Raw genomic sequence first — 19,328 nt, forward strand, 5'->3', positions numbered from 1 at the left:
TGTTTTGATTTGGCAAAATTCTCCCAGTCACCCATTATATGGGTGTAATCTTAGCCATTAGATTTTTGGGGTTCACAAGGCGAGAGTGTTGCAGCACTTTCGCCTTATTTTTCAATAAGTTTTTTCTTTGATTGGGCTATTTCATCATACATTTTATTGGGTTAATTTAAATACATCCTTTGCTATAAATTATTATTTGTGCATCGATAACTTCGTACCTAGCATCTATTGTTTTACAAATCAAAAGTAGTTTTTCAAACAATGGTTCATCAGCCAACGAGGCCGTTAAATAGCAATTCTTCATTACATCTTTATCAAACATTACTTTCAAACCATACGATTCTTCTAACTTTTTAAATACATCTGCAATCGGCGTATGGTCAAACTCAAACAAGTTTTTTTGAATTGGCATCGCTAAAATCTCAGGGTTTTCTACCGTCGAACGTTGCATTCTTTTATCTACTTCGTCAAAAACCACTTGCTGATTTGGTGTAAGGACTAAACCATCTAATTGTGTTTGAGTTTGTTGCTTATTCAGGTTTTCTTCTGTTCTTTCAAATACTGAAACTCTACCTGTTTTTACAATAACTTTTACTTTTTTGGAAATTTTATCGTTTTTAACCGAAAAACTTGTTCCCAATACTTTAGTTACTAAATCATTGGCAAACACATAAAATGGTTTTTGTGGGTCTTTTGCAATTTCAAAAAATGCCTCTCCTTCTAAATATACTTCTCTTTTTTCCTTCGCAAATGTCTTTGGATAACTAATCTTACTTTCATTTTGCAAGATTACAATACTACCATCAGCCAATGCTACCGTTACTTGATGCCCTGTATAGTTTTCTTTTTCTATCAAATCGTTATTGACTAATACTGTTTGATTTGAATGGAATAACATATCACCATATCGCATACTTCCTGTTTGTTTCACAAACCACCAAAATCCGCCTAATAACATCGCTACAGATGCCGCTACATAGAAAAACCGTCTGTTGAATAAAAATGTCTTCCATTTTGATTGAGCATCTTCCTTTTCATCCAGTTTAAATTCAAGTTTTTCTAATTCTTCTTGTAATTCATCATCTGATATTTGATTAAAGGCATTCGTAATTGATAATAATATATTTTTGCTATTTTCAATGTCTTCTCTTTTTTCTGGATTATTGTCTATCCAATTTTCCCAAAATATTGTATCATAATCATTTCCTTCCAACACCCATCTTCTGAATGACGCGTCAGAAGCAAAATCTTCTGGTCTATAGTTTTTATAATGCTGCATAGGAATTATTGCACTTTATTTGGTTTCATGATAAAGATGTCGAAGGGTAAATTATATACCCTATTTATGAAAGAATATTTTAAAATATTTATAAAATGTTCTTTTCTAAGTATACAGGCTTGTTTGTATATGACAAATTATACTGTATCGAGAGCATTGGGTTCATTGTGGACCCAATGCTCTTGATACAATACTCATGCTACAAGTGAGACTTTTTGAATGTATCTTTTATAGATTATGCTTTTCTGTCTTTTACCTATAATAGGTGAAGCTGTTTAAACTTTCCGTTTCTAAGGTGAAAGTATTGTATTTTTGAATTGATTTTTTCAAAATTTGCGAAGCATAGCATCGCTACGTTGAGTAAATTTTGGAACAAGCTATTCTAAAAGACTTAGTTTAAACCGAAAGGGAAAGTTTAAACAGCTTCGGTATATTCTGTTATCGTTTTTCAGACTAACTAAGATATAAAAACATTACTACCAATATTAAAAAGAGACAAATTGAATGCATAAGCGAGACAAATTGAATGTATTTCAATCCCGAAAGGCATTACAAGTGAGACTTTTTGAATGTATCTTTTATAAAAAAAAGAAAAAAAAGGGATTTGTAAAGAGAGACAAATTGAATTAATTTTAAAGTATTTCACAATAAGCTATAAAGTAATGAAATGAGACAATTTGAATGAATAGCTAACTCTTTAGTAGTCAACAAAGTGAGACTTTTTGAATGTATTCAGGGTATATTTTAGGAATCTCAAACGAGACAATTTGAATTAATAAAATACATTTTTAAAATATTTTTTGTTAATCAACCGAGACTTTTTGAATTAATTAGCGTTCCTTCTAAAACACTACTTCTTCATAAGAAACGAGACAATTTGAATTAATTCTTAAAATTTGGGATAAGGTTGTAGAACGTTAAAGAGAGACAATTTGAATTAATTTCGCATTTATTTATCAATTATATAAGAAGCGAGAATGCATTGGACTATTCTGACAAAAATTTGCGATTAATTTTCTTTAAAAAAAGAGAATGGATATAATAAAGCTTAAAAAAGCACTGTTTTCAACTTTCAACATTGTTTTAAATAAAAAACTTTTTAAATAAATATCAAAAAATAACAATTCATCAACTTTATTGTCTTTGTTGTTTTTATTCTTTAAATATATTTTAAATATTTTAGGCGTCGTAAGTATTTGATTTTTAATATATTATAGCTGTATAGTGAGACAATTTGAATGCAGACTAGAGACAATCTGAATGCATAAGTGAGACAATTTGAATGTAGACTAGAGACAATCTGAATGTATAAGTGAGACAATTTGAATGCAGACTAGAGACAATTTGAATGTTTAGTCTCAAATTGTAGATAAATATATATTTTAAGAATTTTGTTGGTTATCATTGAAGTGTTAAATTGCAAGAGATTATTAAAATTTAGAAGTCTCTTTCCTCTGTTGATATCTATGTTTCAGTGTAGCTATGGGAAATAAAAAAACGGATAAAGTTGCTAATGCAATGGCAGCCGTATCGCAATCGCCCTTCAAGTTAGTGAAAAGTAATCCTGTAATCAATGCTCGATATGATTTGAGTACGATACAGGTTAAAATACTTTTGCACATGATTTCAAAGATAGATCATACCAAAGATAGACTAGACACCATCACTATTTCTGTACAAGAGTTTAAGAAAATAACAGGAATTAGTACCACTGCCATCTATTCAAGGATTAATATTGAGTTAGATAATTTTCTAAAAAAAACCATTTATAACAAATTTGATGGGGGTTTAATTAACACTACTATTATAGCAGGTTATACTTATAACAATGGTTTGGGAAAGTTCAATATAGACTTTTCACCTACTTTGACACCCTATTTATTACAACTGAAAACTAATTTCACAGTAATTGATATTCGGTCGCTTTTACAATTAAAAAGTATTTATGCCATCAGGTTTTATGAATTTTGCAAAGAATCTGAAAGGTTGGGAACTTTTAAATTTGAAGTTGAAAAGCTGAAAGATATTCTTGGGCTAGGTGATCGTTATGCCAAATATACTGATTTTAGAAAAAGAGTAATTAATGTAGCCCAAAAGGAATTGCAGGAAACCAGCGATTTGTATTTTACTTATGAAGAAAAGAAAAAAGCCAATACTGTGGTATTGTTAGTTTTTACGATTCATAGAAACGACAATATCGCTGTGCCAAACGATGATGGAAGTATTATAGAAGCTACTTTTGAAGTTGTAAATGAGCATAAAAAGAAGACGGCTGAAAACAAAGACCTCAGTGAAATTTTGAAATTAGTTGGAGAATATGGTGCATCTGAAGATTTGATTCTGAAATGGTTACAAGCATATCCATTGGAGACTATTAAAGAAACGATTGCTTATGCTTTTGCAGAAGCAAAAGGAGGAAAGACTATCCGAAATATTGTTGGTTATATTATCCAATTACTTGAAGACGATAAATTTGCTGAATTATTAAAAGAAAAAGAAACTAAACAAAAAGAGGAAAGAGAGAAAAAGAGAAAAGCACATTTAGAAAAAGCCCGAGAAGAAGGCTTGAATATGAATGTATTTAATCTTAAAAAGAAATATCATACCTATTGCCAGAATAGAATTATTGAATTGCTGAAAACAGATGAAAGTTGCTACCAATATGTAGTGAACAAATTAAGTACTTCATTAGAGACTCAATTCCCATTTGAATCGTTTAAAAAATATTATAGCAATACTGTTTCAATTGAGAATATTATTCAATACCTAGACATTAATCCATCCTTTAACGGAGCTATTATCTCGATAGTAGAAAGTGCTTATCGACAACAGATTCACGCTCATCCTGATGCAATAGCCTTACAAAAAGAGGGAAAAAAAATAGGGATTAACCTATTGTAAAAACTATTAAATCCAAAGCGATTAATCCTCTATTACATGATTTACGTATATTTAATAACGTTATGTTTGTCTTTCTTTCATCCCTAATTATTGAGAATGACAGATGGATTAATTACGTTTAAACAAGATTTTAAATGTTTTTTAGACAATGTATAATTTAATTGGATTATTATACACTGTTTTGTTGCATATTTGTTACATAAATAATAGATTTGTAACAAATATGTGATAAAATCCTAAATCATTTAGAAATGCTTACACAAGAAAATGCTTTAAAATTCTTTAGACATAATCCTGCGTTGTCGATAGCAGGAATAGAAAAAGAAGCATCCTTACCTTCTGGTACATTACGACAGGCAGTGGCTGGAAATCGTAAATTAAATGAAAACCATTTAGTTGCTTTAGAAGGGGTTCTGATGAAATATGGCTACTCTAAAGATTTATATCAAAAAGCCAGAGTAGTTTCAGTAGTAAACCATAAAGGTGGCGTGGGCAAAACCACAACAGTTTCATGTTTAGGCGAAGCTATGGCCAATAAAGGCTTCAAGGTATTAATGATTGATTTAGACCCACAAGGGAATTTATCTCAAATCTTAGGAATTGAAAACCCAGAGGTACAGGTAGCAGATTCATTGATTAATGATGCTGAGTTTCCAGTAGTTGAGATACAAGAAAATCTATATCTTTCGCCATCGGACATTGATTTGGCCAAAGCAGAATACGAATTAATATTATTGACAGGAGGAGATTTACGTTTAAAAAACCGTATTATTCCTTTATTAAGCGAGTTTGACTATGTATTGATTGATTGTCCACCATCGTTGGGCAAACTTACAGTATCTGCCATGTATGCCTCTGACGCTTGTTTAGTGACGATGCTTCCCGAAATGGCAGCGATGAAAGGAGTGAATACATTATTGGATAAAGTACATGATGTAAAGAAAAACCTTAATCCAATGTTGGATATAGACGGTTTGGTTTTTACAATGGTAAAGAAGAATTCGGTGCATGATAATATCAAGGAAGCCATTCGGGAAAATTTACCAATTAGAATTTTCAAAACAGAAATCAAACATTTGGTTGATTTCCAGAAAGCACAGGTAATGTTGAACACTATCTCAAAATTCTCTGGTACTTCAGAAGCCGCCAAATTGTATGCTGATTTCTGCAATGAATATATTGAATACCTTCAATTGGTTAAATAAGAGGAAAGATGAAAAAACTAGATTTAGGAAAAGCCATTGCTGCGACAACAAAAAGTACGTTTGTTAATAATAAATTGATATCTGACGAACAAGTAAAAAAGAATATAGAAATTCTGGAAGAACTAAGAGTATTTATTCCTCCTTTGGGGGCGGAAGAGTTTTCTTTGTTAGAACAAAATATCATCAAAAATGGCTGTCGGGATGCTTTGACCCTTTGGGAAACCAAACGAAGTGCGATTGAAGCAGGAGCTGCATACCCCGATGAACCAATTTATGTATTGGTAGATGGGCATAACCGTTTTCAAATTTGTAAAAAAAACAATTTAAATTTCAGTGTACAATTGATGCCTTTCAATTCCAAAGAGGAAGTGAAAGATTACATGATTGATTTACAACTAGGAAGAAGAAACCTGAGTCCAGAACAAGTATCGTATTTCAGAGGACTAAGGTTTTTGAATGAAAAAACAGGTCCTGGCAAGTATGATAGAACGGGGCATTGGGTCCACAATGAACCCAATGCTCATGCACCAGAAAAAGGCAGAACTGTTGAGAAATTAGCGAAAGAATATAAGGTGGGGACTTCGACCATTAAGAGAGATGCGCAATTTGCTGAGGGATTGTCCAAAGTAGAACCTACCTTGAGAAATGAAATTTTGACAGGCAAAAGAAAGATTGATAAAAAGATAATTCAAACACTTGGAAGAATTACGGATGATATCGAACCTATCTCGACCATCGTAGATATTGAAAAAGTGGTTGAAGCAAGTGGTTTAGGCTATAAACCAGTGGCTAAAAATAGTAAGCCTGAGGTAAATTATGAGGGATTAAGTGTTTGGACAAATAACCTTACAGAACAAACAGAGAAAGTATATACAACCAGAAGTAAAGAAGACTTTGATGACCTTAAAAGATTATTGGATGAATACGGTGCTTTTTTAGGTATCCTCTAATTCAGTTTTTGAATAAAAGGGTAGGAGAGGGGATAACCTTCAGGAGTATTTCCTACAAAAAAACTGAGATAATCACCATCAGGTTTTTTGTAGGAGTACCAACCAATTCAATATCATTTTTGTGTTAATATGTATTCAGGAACAAGAATCAGTTACGAAACACTTTTTAATTCAGCAGATTTTGATAATTTTTGTAACTCAATACAACATTCCACTTTTTAATGTGTTAAAATTATGAACTACGTAGTAATGAAAGGTAGTACAAGTCAAGGGGGAAATATGCTTTCGGAAAAGGAAATAAGACAAATTAATGGTGATGCGAATAGGTTAAATCATTCGTTGAGCCCTGAGATGCATGAAAAACTTAATAAAATTTTAGCGGATGAAGAAGTAGCAAATTTCTTTTATGCTAAACTTTATACTACTGCATTACAACTACTTTTTAATACAACCAAAATTAGCGAAGACAGGAATACACCCCTGAAAATGCAAGATGTATTAGAGCCACTGGGAATAAAGTATTTTCAATACAAAGCATTGTTGCAAGGTAAAGGGAAAGCAAGTACCTTGAATCAACTTATTCACGCCTTGGCTTTGCAGGGAATTGAATACAGTAAACTATTACATTCTGAAGCATTGATTGAAATGGCTGATGATTATATGACACACATATTAGGGAAATAAAGCTATTGATAACGACCTCTATTCTTGCATTAGTACAACTCCACTCTTTTTGACATACCTCCTTTACAGTATTATTTAACTAAATACTTTCAAAAAATAGGGTATGCAGTCCTTCCTTTTCCTTCTTTAATTCAAATTTATTAGATTAAGTACATATTTAATGTTTGTCATTAAAGAATGCTTAATCGATTTAGCTCTCAAAATAAAATTACTAAATCAAACGAACTAGACAAATTACCTAAAGTCTAGTGTCATAACTAATGAAAAATATATTCACAGCCTTAATTCTTTTTGTTGCATCGTATCATCAATTAATAGCAGGCTCAGAAGCTTTATTTGAAAATATTGGGAAAGGAGATTTCTCCGATTGGAAGGGCGTATCAGTGGTTGATAAAGATAGAGCCGTTGCGCTAACAAACAATACGATTACATATCGCTATGTCGATGGCAAACGCTATAACAAAGGATTTAGAAGAATAGACGAAGGCGTAAAAAACTATACACCTTATTATGGGATTAGGTTTTGGATATATTTGGAAAAAGACGCGCATACAGGCCTTCAAGTTACCTTACGTACTGCCAATTATAACAAAGATTATCTACAGCCCGAAATACAGGCAAATGTTGCTATTAGTAATAAGGGTTGGCAACAAATAATAATACCCTTCAAAAGCTTTGGCATAAAAACTGCCCAAAGACAAGCCTTTTTACAGGCTGTCAAAGAGGTTAGTATAAAACAAACAAGCTCCAATAATCAGCAAGTCCTTATTAAACAAGTTCAGTTAACACGAGGAGAAGTATTGGCCGTTAGCACAGACATTAAAGGAAAGTCTGGGACGAAGGGTGCAACAGTAACCTATGAGTTGAATGTTGGCAATACAAGCGATAAAGTACAATCAGTAAATTTGAGTACAACACAATATGGTTGGGAGTCGATGGTTACAAGCATTGAACCTGCTGAATTTGAATTAAAGCCTGCTGAAAGTAAAAACTGCATAGTAACTGTTAAAATAGCGGATAGAGTGCCAGCAGGAGGGAGGGAAAAGCAAAATATTGTAGTAATGGCAAATGGAAGGCAATTGCCAGACGCTAGTATTGAGCTAATTACGGCATCAACATTGCCTAGTCCGAATATTCTTCATACTGCCGACCGCTGGCAAGTAGTGAGAGATAAAGTAAAGGACTATGATTGGGCTAAAAAGGAAAAGGATAAATACATCCAATTAGCAGATAAATGGGTAGTACCTGCATTGGCTACGGAACTGACTAACGATAATGCAGATAAGGGAATGCAGTTGTTTCAAACGCAGGAAGAATACAACTTAATGGCATCTGGCATAGCTTATCAATTGACGGGAGATAAGAAATACGCTGAAAACATTGCGCTTTTTATGCGTCGATTAAGCGACCCAATCAAGGGATATTCAAGTACGTTTAGAGGTTGTCATCAATCATTTGTTCAAGAAGGACATTTCTTTCAGCATATTGTCATGGCTTATGATATGGTCAAGACAGCCAATGTATTTAGCCAGACAGATGAACAAAATATTGAGAAAACCTTCCGACTATTTATTGAAACGGTTCAACTAGATATGCGTCAAGGTGCTATTAATAACTGGAAACTGAGTGAGATGTGCGGTGCATTATATTGCGCTTTGGCTATTCAGGATTGGCATTTGGTGGAAGATTTATTTTATAGCCCAAGTGCTATCGTCGATCATCTTGCTCATGGTGTGATGAATGATGGTTGGTGGTATGAATGCTCTGTAGGCTATAATGTTTGGTGTGCAACTGAGTTTTCGCAAGTGGCATTAGCACTAGCACCTTGGGGTATTAATTTCAAAGATATGCAAGTGCCTATCGGTACTACGCCCTATTATTCATTAATGCCAGAGGCTATTAAAGGCACAGGGAAAAATGGAATAAATTATGACAAGTGGGGACCGATTAACAAGAATAGTATTTGCCTAAAAGATATGTGGGATGCCATCCCAAAATTTGCTGATTATAGAGGCGTAATGTTTGGTGTAAACGATGCACAGGAAACAATGGTGGGTGGCGAAGGATATGACCTTGCCTATTACCTCTTTCATGACCCAGAATATGCCGCTATTGTAAAACGTGGTACGACCAGAGATTTATTGTATGGTGTCGCCGACCTTCCAGAAACTAATTCGGTATTAGACAAACAATCAGCCTATGCGGATAACATGGGTATTGTGATGCTACGTTCTCAAAAAGAAGGTCGTCCAATAAATGAGCAGATACAAGCATCTCTGCATTACGGTACACATGGTGGTGCTCATGGGCATTTTGATAGAACAGGCTTGTTAAGTATGTCTCGTTATGGTCGGAGCTTTTTTAATCCCGAAATGGTTTGGTATGGTTATCCTTCATATATGTACAAATTTTATGTACAGACTTCTCTGACTAAAAATATGGTAGTGGTTGACCAGAAGATGCAAGAGGCAACCGAAAGTTTTCAAAAACTTTTTTATACTGGAAAAATGATGCAGGCCAGTCTCGTAGAAACTAAATCACGTTGGAGTAATCCGCCGTATGGAGGGATGGTGTATGATTGGGCAGGCAATATATCTTTTGCTGAAAAAACTTGGCAGGAAGGACAATCCATTTTTGTACCTCAAAAAACACCTGAATATGGACAAGTAACTGGACATACTGAACCAATCCAACAGCAACGGTTGATGGTAATGACCGATGACTATATCGTATTAGCTGATTATTTAAAAGGAGAACAAGAACATACCTACGACTGTCTTTTTCAAATGAAAGGTTTTCAAGGTTTAGAAGCAACGAATAAAAAGTTTATAAAACATGACGCTCAGATGAATACTGACCCGCTGGGAAGCGCTCAGTTTATTACTGATTGTAATTGGTGGGCGGTCAATGGGACATCTAAAGCTAGTTTTTTTACTTGTTGGGGTAAAGACTGCGACAATACAGGTACAAGAGTTCCTTATAGTGCCGACGGTGATTTGAAAATAGATGTTTTTTCGGCTTGGCCACAACAAAAAGAATTGATGATTGGTACTGCTGCCGAGGCACATCCTGTGGCTAAGCAAGTTCATTTTGCTATTCGTTCGGGAGGTAAAACATTACAGGAAGGTAAAACAGGAACGTGGGTATTAGGAGCCATAGAGATTAACCAAGCGATAAATAACATTACAACATTGGAATTAGTAACAACTACCAATTCTGATAAAACTAATACACTTTTTTGGGGAAATGCCCGCATCGTCCTGAAAAATAGGAAAGAAATACTGATTTCCTCTCTACCACAAAAAAAGAAGAATATACAAACGCCAGCACAGGAAGGGAAAGATTATTATGGAGGGCCTATAAAAATTGCAGGGAATGTTATAGAAACGGCTTTACCAGCTATGCCAACGAGTACTAAAGACACTGCCATTACTGTAATAGACTTATCAGGCGTAAAAGCAGTTGCCTTTAAAGCCATTCTAGGAGGGGACTATCCTTTAGGAAATGAAGATGCTAGACGCAAAACGTATTCATCAAGAAGCAAAGCGAAAGAAGCCAATTTTCTCACAGTTGTAGAGCCTTATGAAAAACAATCTGTTATCAAGAAAGTAGAGGCATTGACGAGTAACAAAGTGCGTATAGAACTTAAAGATGGCAGGGTGCAGGAAATCACGATTGACAATTTGAATGGGAGTAATCCTAAAATAAATATCGTGGAAATACGGAATGATAAGGTACTGAGAACGGAAACGAGTAATTAAACAATCTAATTAGTAAAGTTTTAAAAAATAATCATCAAGAATGAAGAACGTATTCATATTGATTTTGTGCATCATTTCTTTTACGGTCAAAGCACAGGTTTGGCAATGGTCTGTTCCAGTACAAGGAATTGTTCACCCTGAAACAAATAGCAATCCACAGGCTTTTCTTTGGATTCCTGAAAACTGTAAACAGGTAAAAGGCGTGATACTTTGTATGCATAATATGGTGGAAGAAGGAATGCTTGAAAATGCCAACTTCCGAAAAACAATGGCTGAAATTGGCTTTGCAGAAGTATGGGTAACACCGGGATTAGACATTACTTTCGATTTCCATAAAGGCATACAAGAGCATTTTCAAACCATGATGAACGATCTAGGTGAAGCATCGGGATACACGGAATTAGCTACTGCACCCATAGTGCCTATGGGGCATTCTGCCATGGCAAGCTACCCTTGGAATTTTGGCGCTTGGAATCCAAACCGGACTTTGGCTATCGTATCGATTCATGGCGATACACCTTTGACGAATTTAACGGGTAGTGGTCGACCAAATCCTGATTGGGGAAATCGTACTATTGAAGGCGTTCCTGGACTATTTGTAATGGGAGAATTTGAATGGTGGGAAAACAGACTAAAGCCTGGGTTTGATTATGTTGCCAAATACCCAAAGACGCCTATTTCATTTTTCGCTGATGCTGGTCACGGACATTTTGATTATAGCGATGCGATGGTCGAATATGTAGCAATGTTTATCAAAAAAGCAACTAAGTATCGCTTGCCCAAAAACAATGGCAAAATGCTTATACCCATAGACCCTGCCCAAGGCTGGCTGATGGATAGATGGCGGAAAGACAGCCTTGCCACAGCGAAACCTAATGTATATACGCGATATCAAGGAAATCGTCATGAAGCATCTTGGTGTTTTGATAAAGAAATGGCAGAGAAAACAGAAAAATTTTATGCTAAAGCTCACAATAAAGAAAATCAATATATTGGTTTTGTACAAAATGGAACTGTTTTAAATCCACTTAAAACGCATGCTAACTATCAGTTGAAATTTATGCCTTTGGCAGATGGCATTACTTTCAGATTGAATGCCTTTTTCGCCGATACTTCTCGGATAAAGCCTGTCGCTGACTTTGCTACAACCAAACTCGTAATAGATCGTATTTGTGGACCCGTTGAAAAACTAGACGATTCCACTTTTCAATTGAGTTTTTATAGAATGGGTTTTAATAATCCTAAGCGGAGTAATGATATTTGGTTATTGGCTCATAATGAGGGTGATGTGAGATATAAGTCTACCGTTCAGCAATTAGATATGCGTTTTCCTTTGAAAAATACTGAAGGTATTGCTCAGCATATTGACTTAAAACCCATCAAGAACCAAAAGCTTGAGGTGAAAAGTATTGTGTTAGAGGCTACCTCAGACAACAATCTACCTGTTAAGTTTTATATAAAAGAAGGCCCAACGTATATTAAAGATAATCACATCATTTTTACTAAAATTCCCCCTAAAACCAAACTGCCCATGAAAGTAACAGTTGTTGCTTGGCAATATGGTATTGTTGGAAAAGTACAAACTGCTGTACCTGTTGAACAAACTTTTTATATAGAAAAGTAAGAGGCAATATATCTCAAGTATTGCTAGAGCTTATAAATACGTCAATCGTTAAAAAACTACAGAATGAAATATCCACAATCGCTAATATTCAGTTTAATAATTTGTCTATTATCAAATATTACTTTAGGCCAAATAGCCTTACCGAAGCATTATCCTCAGGGGTATCCACGCATACAGGATGATACATTAAGAAACCCGACGAGTAAATTAAAAGTTGAGGTAGATACCTATGTGAATCGTCATCAAAGCGATAGTAGTTGGATAGTTTCTCGCTTACAAATGTATTGGAAAACCAAATCCACCGAAGTATTTATCAAAGGAGGCGTATATGACCATGCCGAAGGAACTGCACCAGTACCAACGGTAAGATTCCCCGGTGCGAGAGATAATACAACCATATTTGGAGCACCCAAACTTGAAGATATTCAGCCTTATATGGACGATGCTAGAGGTGTACTTTTGGTAAACCGTTCGAAACCAGAGCAACCTTTAGAATGGGCAGATATTTCAAAAACAGGAAGAACACTAGAAGCCATCAATACTAATATTATGCGGATAGCGGCTTCGGCAAGTACATTATATCGCAGAACAGGAGAAGAAAAATATGCTCGACTTGCTTTTGATTTATTCGATACGTATATGACGGGCATGTATTATCGCAAAGAACCTCATGATTTAAGCAATGGGCATCATCAAACAATCACAGGGTTATCTACCTTTGAGGTCATTCAAGAAACGGCGATGTTAATCAATCTGACAAAGATTTATGATAATATATTCAATTATGTTAGTAAAAAAACACCTAAAAAGCTTACAATTTATTCAGACACATTTAGAAAATGGGCCGATTTGCAAATTAAAAATGGCGTAGCCTATAATAACTGGGATTTAATTCAGGCCAAGAATATTCTTGAAATAGCTTTTATTTTAGATGAAAATAAAGGCTATAACGATGCCAAAGGAAGTCAATATTATTTGAATCAAGTATTGAATGTAGACTCTGAACGCCAATGGTCAATTGCTAAAGTCTTGAAATTGGGGTATGATGAAAACACAGGTATTTGGAATGAATCTCCAGGCTATTCTGCGGGTGTTTTACACGATTTTGTTGGTTTTGTAGATTGGTTTGATAAACGCTATAATTATGATATTTTACCCGAATTACCAGTTATCGAAAAAGTCGTTTTAGCAGAAGCACAATATCTTTTTCCCAATGGTTATACTACTGCTTTTGGTGACTCTCATTATCATGCTGTAAGCCTTGAAGCTGCTGAAAGAATGGTAGAAAATGCTAAAAAATATAATAAGCCTGCTAACGTAAAAGCTTATTCAGCATTTATTCAAGCATTGAATAGACATAAAACTATGGCAGGCTTGCATCATAACAATGACAGTAAGGAAACTACCCTTAGCAATGCTGACATTAGCACTTTTGCTACACCCATTTTCTCAGCACCATCGGTTAGTTATTTTGCTCAACGGAATGGCATGAATCCTAAGAATGGTTTGATGGTGGCAATGGCAGGCTCTAAAGGAAATCACATGCATTCTAATGGAATTTCGATGGAGATTTACGGTAAAGGAATTGTTTTAGGACCAGAGAGTGGTATTGGTACAAGTTATTTTCAACAAGATTACGCGGAATATTATTCTCAGTTTCCAGCTCATAATACTGTCGCTGTTGATGGTATCTCGGCTTATCCAGTCATGAAAAGCAATCATGGTTTTGATGTGCTTAGTTCGTATCCTGCTTCAAATCAGAAGGATGGTTATTTCAGTGCAATTACCTTTGGCGAATTATATTTTTTAGAACCTGAATCTCAATCAGACCAAAATCGCTTAACGAGTATCATTCGTACGAGCGATTCTACGGCTTATTATGTTGATATTTTTCGCTCAAAAAAACAAAAGGGTGGAGATAAAATGCACGATTATTTTTATCATAACTTAGGTCAAGAACTCGTATTATCTTCTACTAAAGGAGCTCCATTAACGCTGACTGAAACGCCTAAATTATCATTTGCAGGAGGACATCTATTTGCTTATGATTATTTCTGGAATAAAAAATCGGTAGTCACTTCGGAAGATTTTAATGCTACGTTTAAACTAAAAGTCAAAGACCGTGAGGACGTGTTGATGAATGTATGGATGAAAGGTTCACCCAATCGTGAAATATTCTCGGTAAAAGCCCCTCCCGCTAAAACATTTAGAGGAAATGTGATGATTCCAGACAGCATTTCCGCTTTATCGATGCCTACTTTGGTGGTTCGACAGTCGGGCGAGGCTTGGAGTCAACCCTTTGTAGCAGTTTATGAGTCTTCAACTTCAAAATCCCCTCGTTCAATTAAATCTATTGAAAGTTTTAATCCGAATAATGCTCCCGCCGACTTTGTAGGGTTGACGATTGAGAGTAATACAGGGGCTAAGGAATTGGTATTCTCTAATGCAACAGGAAAGGCTGTGACGCATGGTAATATTAAAACGGAAGCCGTTTATGCGGTTGTAAGTACGAAGTCAGAAGGGTTGAAGTATATGTTTTTAGGAAAAGGAAAGCAAATCTCCTATCAAACCTATAGTATTAAAGCTAAAGAATTAACCATGGCAGTTTTAGAAAAGAAAGGTAGTCAACTATTCTTTTCAGCAGATAAACCTGTAGAACTAAGTCTTCCAGAATCAATAGGAAAAGGAAATATAAGTTTAACACAGCAGGGAAAAACATTGCGAATTCAAGGGCAAAAAGGAGTAGAAAACGGCAAAAAGGTTATCATTTTTCAGATGCCTTCGTGTAATTATAGTGAGATTGTGATAAAGTAAATGGTTTTTTATTCCTGCAAATTCAAAATTATATTTTGAATTTGCAGGAATAAAAATTGTTATAAATCAAGAAAATTCCATAAAATGCAAAGAAGAGATTTTATCCAAAATCGTATTGTTCCTTCGGAGGAACACTCATGATATTAGGATTACACTTTGATTGAACAAGTATAAAATATTAAATTTCAATGAGATTGATAGTTTAATTAGAAAAGTATATTGTTTTGTATTAATATGGATGATATTATAAACCATTTATTAAAAATAGATAATTGAAATGAATACGCTCGACTTATTTCGCCTTGATGGCAAAATTGCATTAGTGACTGGTTGCAAAAAAGGAATTGGCAAAGCAATGGCTTTGGCTTTAGCGGAAGCAGGTGCGGATATTATTGGTGTATCGGCTTCGTTAGAGCTTGAAGGAAGTCAGGTAGAAAAGGAAGTAACAGCCATTGGTAGAAAATTCAAGGCGTATCAATGTGATTTTTCAGACAGAACGGCACTTTATACGTTTATTAGCCAAGTAAAGGCAGATTATCCAGTGATAGATATTCTGATAAATAATGCAGGAACAATTTTAAGGAGTCCGGCCGCTGAACATTCAGATGAATATTGGGATAATGTATTGAGTATTAACTTGGATGCACAATTTATCTTAACCCGCGAGATAGGTAAAATGATGATTGCGCAAGGGAAAGGGAAAATAGTATTTACAGCTTCATTATTAACTTTTCAAGGTGGTATCAATGTGCCAGGTTATGCCGCTAGCAAAGGAGCGATTGGTAGTTTGGTAAAAGCATTTGCCAATGAATGGGCATCGAAAGGTTTAAATGTAAATGCCATTGCCCCTGGTTATATCGCCACAGATAATACAGAAGCTTTGCGTGGAGATGAAAACAGATCTAAAAGTATTTTGGACAGGATTCCTGCTGGTCGTTGGGGAGAAACAGAAGATTTCAAAGGAGCGACAGTTTTCCTTTGCTCAGATGCTTCAAATTATGTGCAAGGGACAATCCTAACGGTAGATGGCGGTTGGATGGGCAGATAGTTTCCTAATTACTTTTATAATAATTGCCGAAAACGTCTTTGAAAAAAGGCGTTTTTTTGTGATAATCCTTTATGTATCAATAATATACAATAAAACTTATTTGATATTTTCGATGTAATGTTCTGAAAATGAGATGGATATGTTTTTGAATAAGATTAAAGATAAAAAAGTGATTGAAAATAAGGGTAAGTACATGAGAGTCTTTGTTTTATTCCAAGATATATTTATACTTATTTTATGAATAAGTAGCATGTTTAATTGATTTTGGTGTTAAAAATTCCAGCCTATTCAAAATTATCATGCTATTACCATCATTTTTTATCTAATATCCAATTAATAAACATGAAAAGAAAACTATTATTTTTTGCCTTTTTTTTAATGGCAAATCTTTCAATGGCTCAATTAAAACTTCAGCAATTGAAAACAGAAAATCGAGTAAATCCTATCGGTATTGATGCAGAAAAACCCCGATTTAGTTGGGTACTTAGCACCGATAAAAAAAATGTGTTACAAACGGCTTATGAAATTCAAGTAAAGAAAGGCAAAGAAACTATTTGGTCGAGTGGAAAAGTAGCGTCTTCGTCTTCCATTTTTAATAGCTACGGAGGCTCTCAATTACCTTCAAACACACGGTTTACTTGGCAGGTACGTGCTTGGGATAATCAAGGACAAACGTCAGAATGGGTAACTGCTAGTTTTCAAACGGCTTTAAACAAAACAGATTGGAAAGCCAAATGGATAAACTCGGGCTTTGCAAACGATACTGTAAATGGTGTAGTGCCGATGTTTAGAAAAAGCTTTGAGACGAAGAAAAAAATTACAAATGCTACCGCTTTTGTAACCGCTAGAGGATTGTACGAAATTCAATTCAATGGCAAAAGAATGGGCGATGCTTATTTAGCCCCCGGTTGGACGAGCTACAATAAACACCTTCAATATCAAGCTTATGATGTAACCAATTTGCTAAATGTTGGTAAAAATGCTATTGGGGCAACGCTTGGTAGTGGTTGGTATAGAACGCGTTTGGCGTGGGTACATCAACAAAATATTTATGGAAAAGAAACAGTATTGCTTTTCCAATTAGAATTAACCTATGCTGATGGTTCAAAAGAAACAGTTATTTCTGATAATTCATGGAAAGTAGCTGAAAGCGATATTACTTATGCTGAAATTTATAATGGTGAAACCATTGATGCTCGTAAAAGAATAGCCAACTGGACAAGTGTAGGTTTTAATGATAGTAATTGGAAAAATGCTGTTGAAAAGACTTTCCCGATAGATTATATCAATGCTTCAGTGAATGAGCCTATCAAAAAGCATGAAAGCTTCAAGCCCGTAAAAGTATTTAAGGCGACGAATGGAGAGACTATTTTAGATTTTGGACAAAACCTTGTAGGTTGGGTAACACTTACGGCACAAGGTAAAGCAGGCGATAAAATCACACTTTCTCATTTTGAGATGATGGATAAATTTGGTAATCCATATTTTACCAATCTGCGTTCGGCAAAAGCACAGGCTACATATATTCTGAGCGGTAACGGCAAAGATTTCTTCGAGCCACATTTTACTTTCTTTGGCTTTAGGTATGTTAGGGTAGAAGGCATTGAAGGAAAAATTAATCCAGAAGATTTTACCGCTTATGCTCTTTACTCGGACATGGAACAAACAGGGAGCTTTGAAACGTCAAATACTTTGGTAAACCAATTACAGAAAAACATACAATGGGGACAAAAAGGAAATTTCTTGGATGTGCCGACAGACTGTCCGCAACGTGATGAACGTTTGGGTTGGACGGGCGATGCAGAAGTATTTTCGAGAACAGCTTCTTATAACTTTAATGCCAATCAGTTTTTTGCTAAATGGTTGAAAGATGTAACCGCAGACCAATATCCTAATGGTGCAGTACCACACGTTATTCCCGACGTACTGAAAGCTACTGGTTTTGGGCAACCCATGCAAGCAGCAGGCTGGGGCGATGCGGGCATTATTATTCCATACAATGTTTTCGTAGCCTTTGGTGATAAACAAGTATTGGAAGACCAGTATGCAACCATGAAAAAAAGCGTGGAGTATATACGTAATGAAGCTAAAAATGATTTATGGAATACAGGTTTCCAGTTTGCAGATTGGTTGTCGTACCGTGTAGATGATTCTAAGGGAATGATAGGGATGAAATCGGCCATTACTGATAATTATTTGGTAGCTCAATGTTTTTATGCCTACAGTGTACAACTGATGATTAATACTGCTAAGGTTTTAGGTAAAAACGATGATGTTAAAGACTATGAAAGTTTGTTGGCTAAAGTTAAAAAACAATTTCAGCATGAATACATGACGACATCTGGAAGATTGATTTCTGAAACACAAACGGCTTATATCTTAGCATTACAATTTGATATGTTGCCAGAAGCACTTCGCCCACAAGCAGTAGAAAGATTAGTTAGCAATATCAAGTCTTATGACTATCACTTAACAACGGGTTTCTTAGGTACGCCATTCTTGAATCCTGTGTTGAGTCGTTTCGGCAGAAATGATGTAGCCTATAAATTATTGTTACAAGATACTTACCCTTCATGGTTATACCCGATTAAAACACATGGTGCTACAACCATTTGGGAACGTTGGGATAGTATGAAATCAGATAGTACTTTTCAAGACCCAGGAATGACGTCCTTCAACCATTATGCTTACGGAGCCGTTGGCGATTGGATGTATAGAAATATTGCTGGCATTGATACCAAAGAATTTGATGGTGCTGGTTATAAAGCTATTACCATAAAACCACAATTGGGCGGAGAATTAACCTATGCAAAAGGAAGTTTGAAGACCAATCACGGTTTAGTATCATCTGCTTGGAAAATTGAAAATGGTAAACTTTTATGGGATGTAGAAATTCCAGCAAACTCCACAGCCACGCTTACTTTTCCTACCAAGAAACTTACTTCTATCACTGAAGGTGGTACAAGTATCAAAGCCACTCCAAGCGGAACGCTTGACGTAGGCTCAGGTAAATATGCTTTTGTGATGGATATTTAATAATAACAAATATACTTAAAGGGAGT

At 35.2% G+C, this 19,328-nt stretch carries 10 protein-coding genes; 9 read left to right on the forward strand and 1 reads right to left on the reverse strand.

Annotated elements, in window-relative coordinates; all coding sequences use genetic code 11:
* Positions 1-166: 166 nt before the first annotated feature.
* Positions 167-1,279, reverse strand: coding sequence for a FecR family protein (locus tag VB264_RS08935; RefSeq protein ID WP_323248611.1), 1,113 nt, complete (start codon positions 1,277-1,279; stop codon positions 167-169).
* Between the two features lie 1,482 nt (positions 1,280-2,761).
* On the opposite strand from VB264_RS08935, the gene VB264_RS08940 reads away from it, so the two are divergent.
* The 9 genes from VB264_RS08940 (at position 2,762) to VB264_RS08980 (ending at position 19,302) form a co-directional block, all read left to right on the forward strand.
* Positions 2,762-4,180: a replication initiation protein gene (locus tag VB264_RS08940; protein WP_323248613.1), complete on the forward strand. Its 1,419-nt coding sequence runs from the start codon at positions 2,762-2,764 to the stop codon at positions 4,178-4,180.
* A 251-nt stretch (positions 4,181-4,431) separates the two neighbouring features.
* Complete coding sequence (locus tag VB264_RS08945) at positions 4,432-5,385, forward strand: ParA family protein (protein WP_323248615.1); 954 nt, start codon at positions 4,432-4,434, stop codon at positions 5,383-5,385.
* 8 nt (positions 5,386-5,393) lie between these two features.
* Positions 5,394-6,335: a hypothetical protein gene (locus VB264_RS08950; RefSeq protein ID WP_323248617.1), complete on the forward strand. Its 942-nt coding sequence runs from the start codon at positions 5,394-5,396 to the stop codon at positions 6,333-6,335.
* A 234-nt stretch (positions 6,336-6,569) separates the two neighbouring features.
* Complete coding sequence (locus VB264_RS08955) at positions 6,570-7,019, forward strand: hypothetical protein (RefSeq protein ID WP_309918438.1); 450 nt, start codon at positions 6,570-6,572, stop codon at positions 7,017-7,019.
* Positions 7,020-7,279: 260 nt separating this feature from the next.
* Positions 7,280-10,780, forward strand: coding sequence for a hypothetical protein (locus VB264_RS08960; protein ID WP_323248620.1), 3,501 nt, complete (start codon positions 7,280-7,282; stop codon positions 10,778-10,780).
* Positions 10,781-10,820: 40 nt separating this feature from the next.
* Entirely contained in the window at positions 10,821-12,404 is a 1,584-nt protein-coding gene (locus VB264_RS08965; RefSeq protein ID WP_323248622.1) for a hypothetical protein, read from the forward strand.
* A 63-nt stretch (positions 12,405-12,467) separates the two neighbouring features.
* Complete coding sequence (locus VB264_RS08970; protein WP_323248624.1) at positions 12,468-15,218, forward strand: hypothetical protein; 2,751 nt, start codon at positions 12,468-12,470, stop codon at positions 15,216-15,218.
* Between the two features lie 277 nt (positions 15,219-15,495).
* On the forward strand, positions 15,496-16,266 hold the full coding sequence (locus VB264_RS08975; RefSeq protein ID WP_323248626.1) for an SDR family oxidoreductase: 771 nt from the start codon (positions 15,496-15,498) through the stop codon (positions 16,264-16,266).
* Between the two features lie 342 nt (positions 16,267-16,608).
* Entirely contained in the window at positions 16,609-19,302 is a 2,694-nt protein-coding gene (locus tag VB264_RS08980) for a family 78 glycoside hydrolase catalytic domain (RefSeq protein WP_323248628.1), read from the forward strand.
* Positions 19,303-19,328 lie beyond the last annotated feature (26 nt).

Source organism: Arcicella aquatica (assembly GCF_034928825.1).
GTDB lineage: Bacteria > Bacteroidota > Bacteroidia > Cytophagales > Spirosomataceae > Arcicella > Arcicella aquatica.

Excerpts from the sequence above, each read along its gene's own strand:
- VB264_RS08935 (WP_323248611.1), bottom strand. The coding sequence starts at position 1,279 with ATGCAGCATTATAAAAACTATAGACCAGAAGATTTTGCTTCTGACGCG.
- VB264_RS08940 (WP_323248613.1), top strand. The coding sequence starts at position 2,762 with ATGGGAAATAAAAAAACGGATAAAGTTGCTAATGCAATGGCAGCCGTA.
- VB264_RS08945 (WP_323248615.1), top strand. The coding sequence starts at position 4,432 with ATGCTTACACAAGAAAATGCTTTAAAATTCTTTAGACATAATCCTGCG.
- VB264_RS08950 (WP_323248617.1), top strand. The coding sequence starts at position 5,394 with ATGAAAAAACTAGATTTAGGAAAAGCCATTGCTGCGACAACAAAAAGT.
- VB264_RS08955 (WP_309918438.1), top strand. The coding sequence starts at position 6,570 with ATGAACTACGTAGTAATGAAAGGTAGTACAAGTCAAGGGGGAAATATG.
- VB264_RS08960 (WP_323248620.1), top strand. The coding sequence starts at position 7,280 with ATGAAAAATATATTCACAGCCTTAATTCTTTTTGTTGCATCGTATCAT.
- VB264_RS08965 (WP_323248622.1), top strand. The coding sequence starts at position 10,821 with ATGAAGAACGTATTCATATTGATTTTGTGCATCATTTCTTTTACGGTC.
- VB264_RS08970 (WP_323248624.1), top strand. The coding sequence starts at position 12,468 with ATGAAATATCCACAATCGCTAATATTCAGTTTAATAATTTGTCTATTA.
- VB264_RS08975 (WP_323248626.1), top strand. The coding sequence starts at position 15,496 with ATGAATACGCTCGACTTATTTCGCCTTGATGGCAAAATTGCATTAGTG.
- VB264_RS08980 (WP_323248628.1), top strand. The coding sequence starts at position 16,609 with ATGAAAAGAAAACTATTATTTTTTGCCTTTTTTTTAATGGCAAATCTT.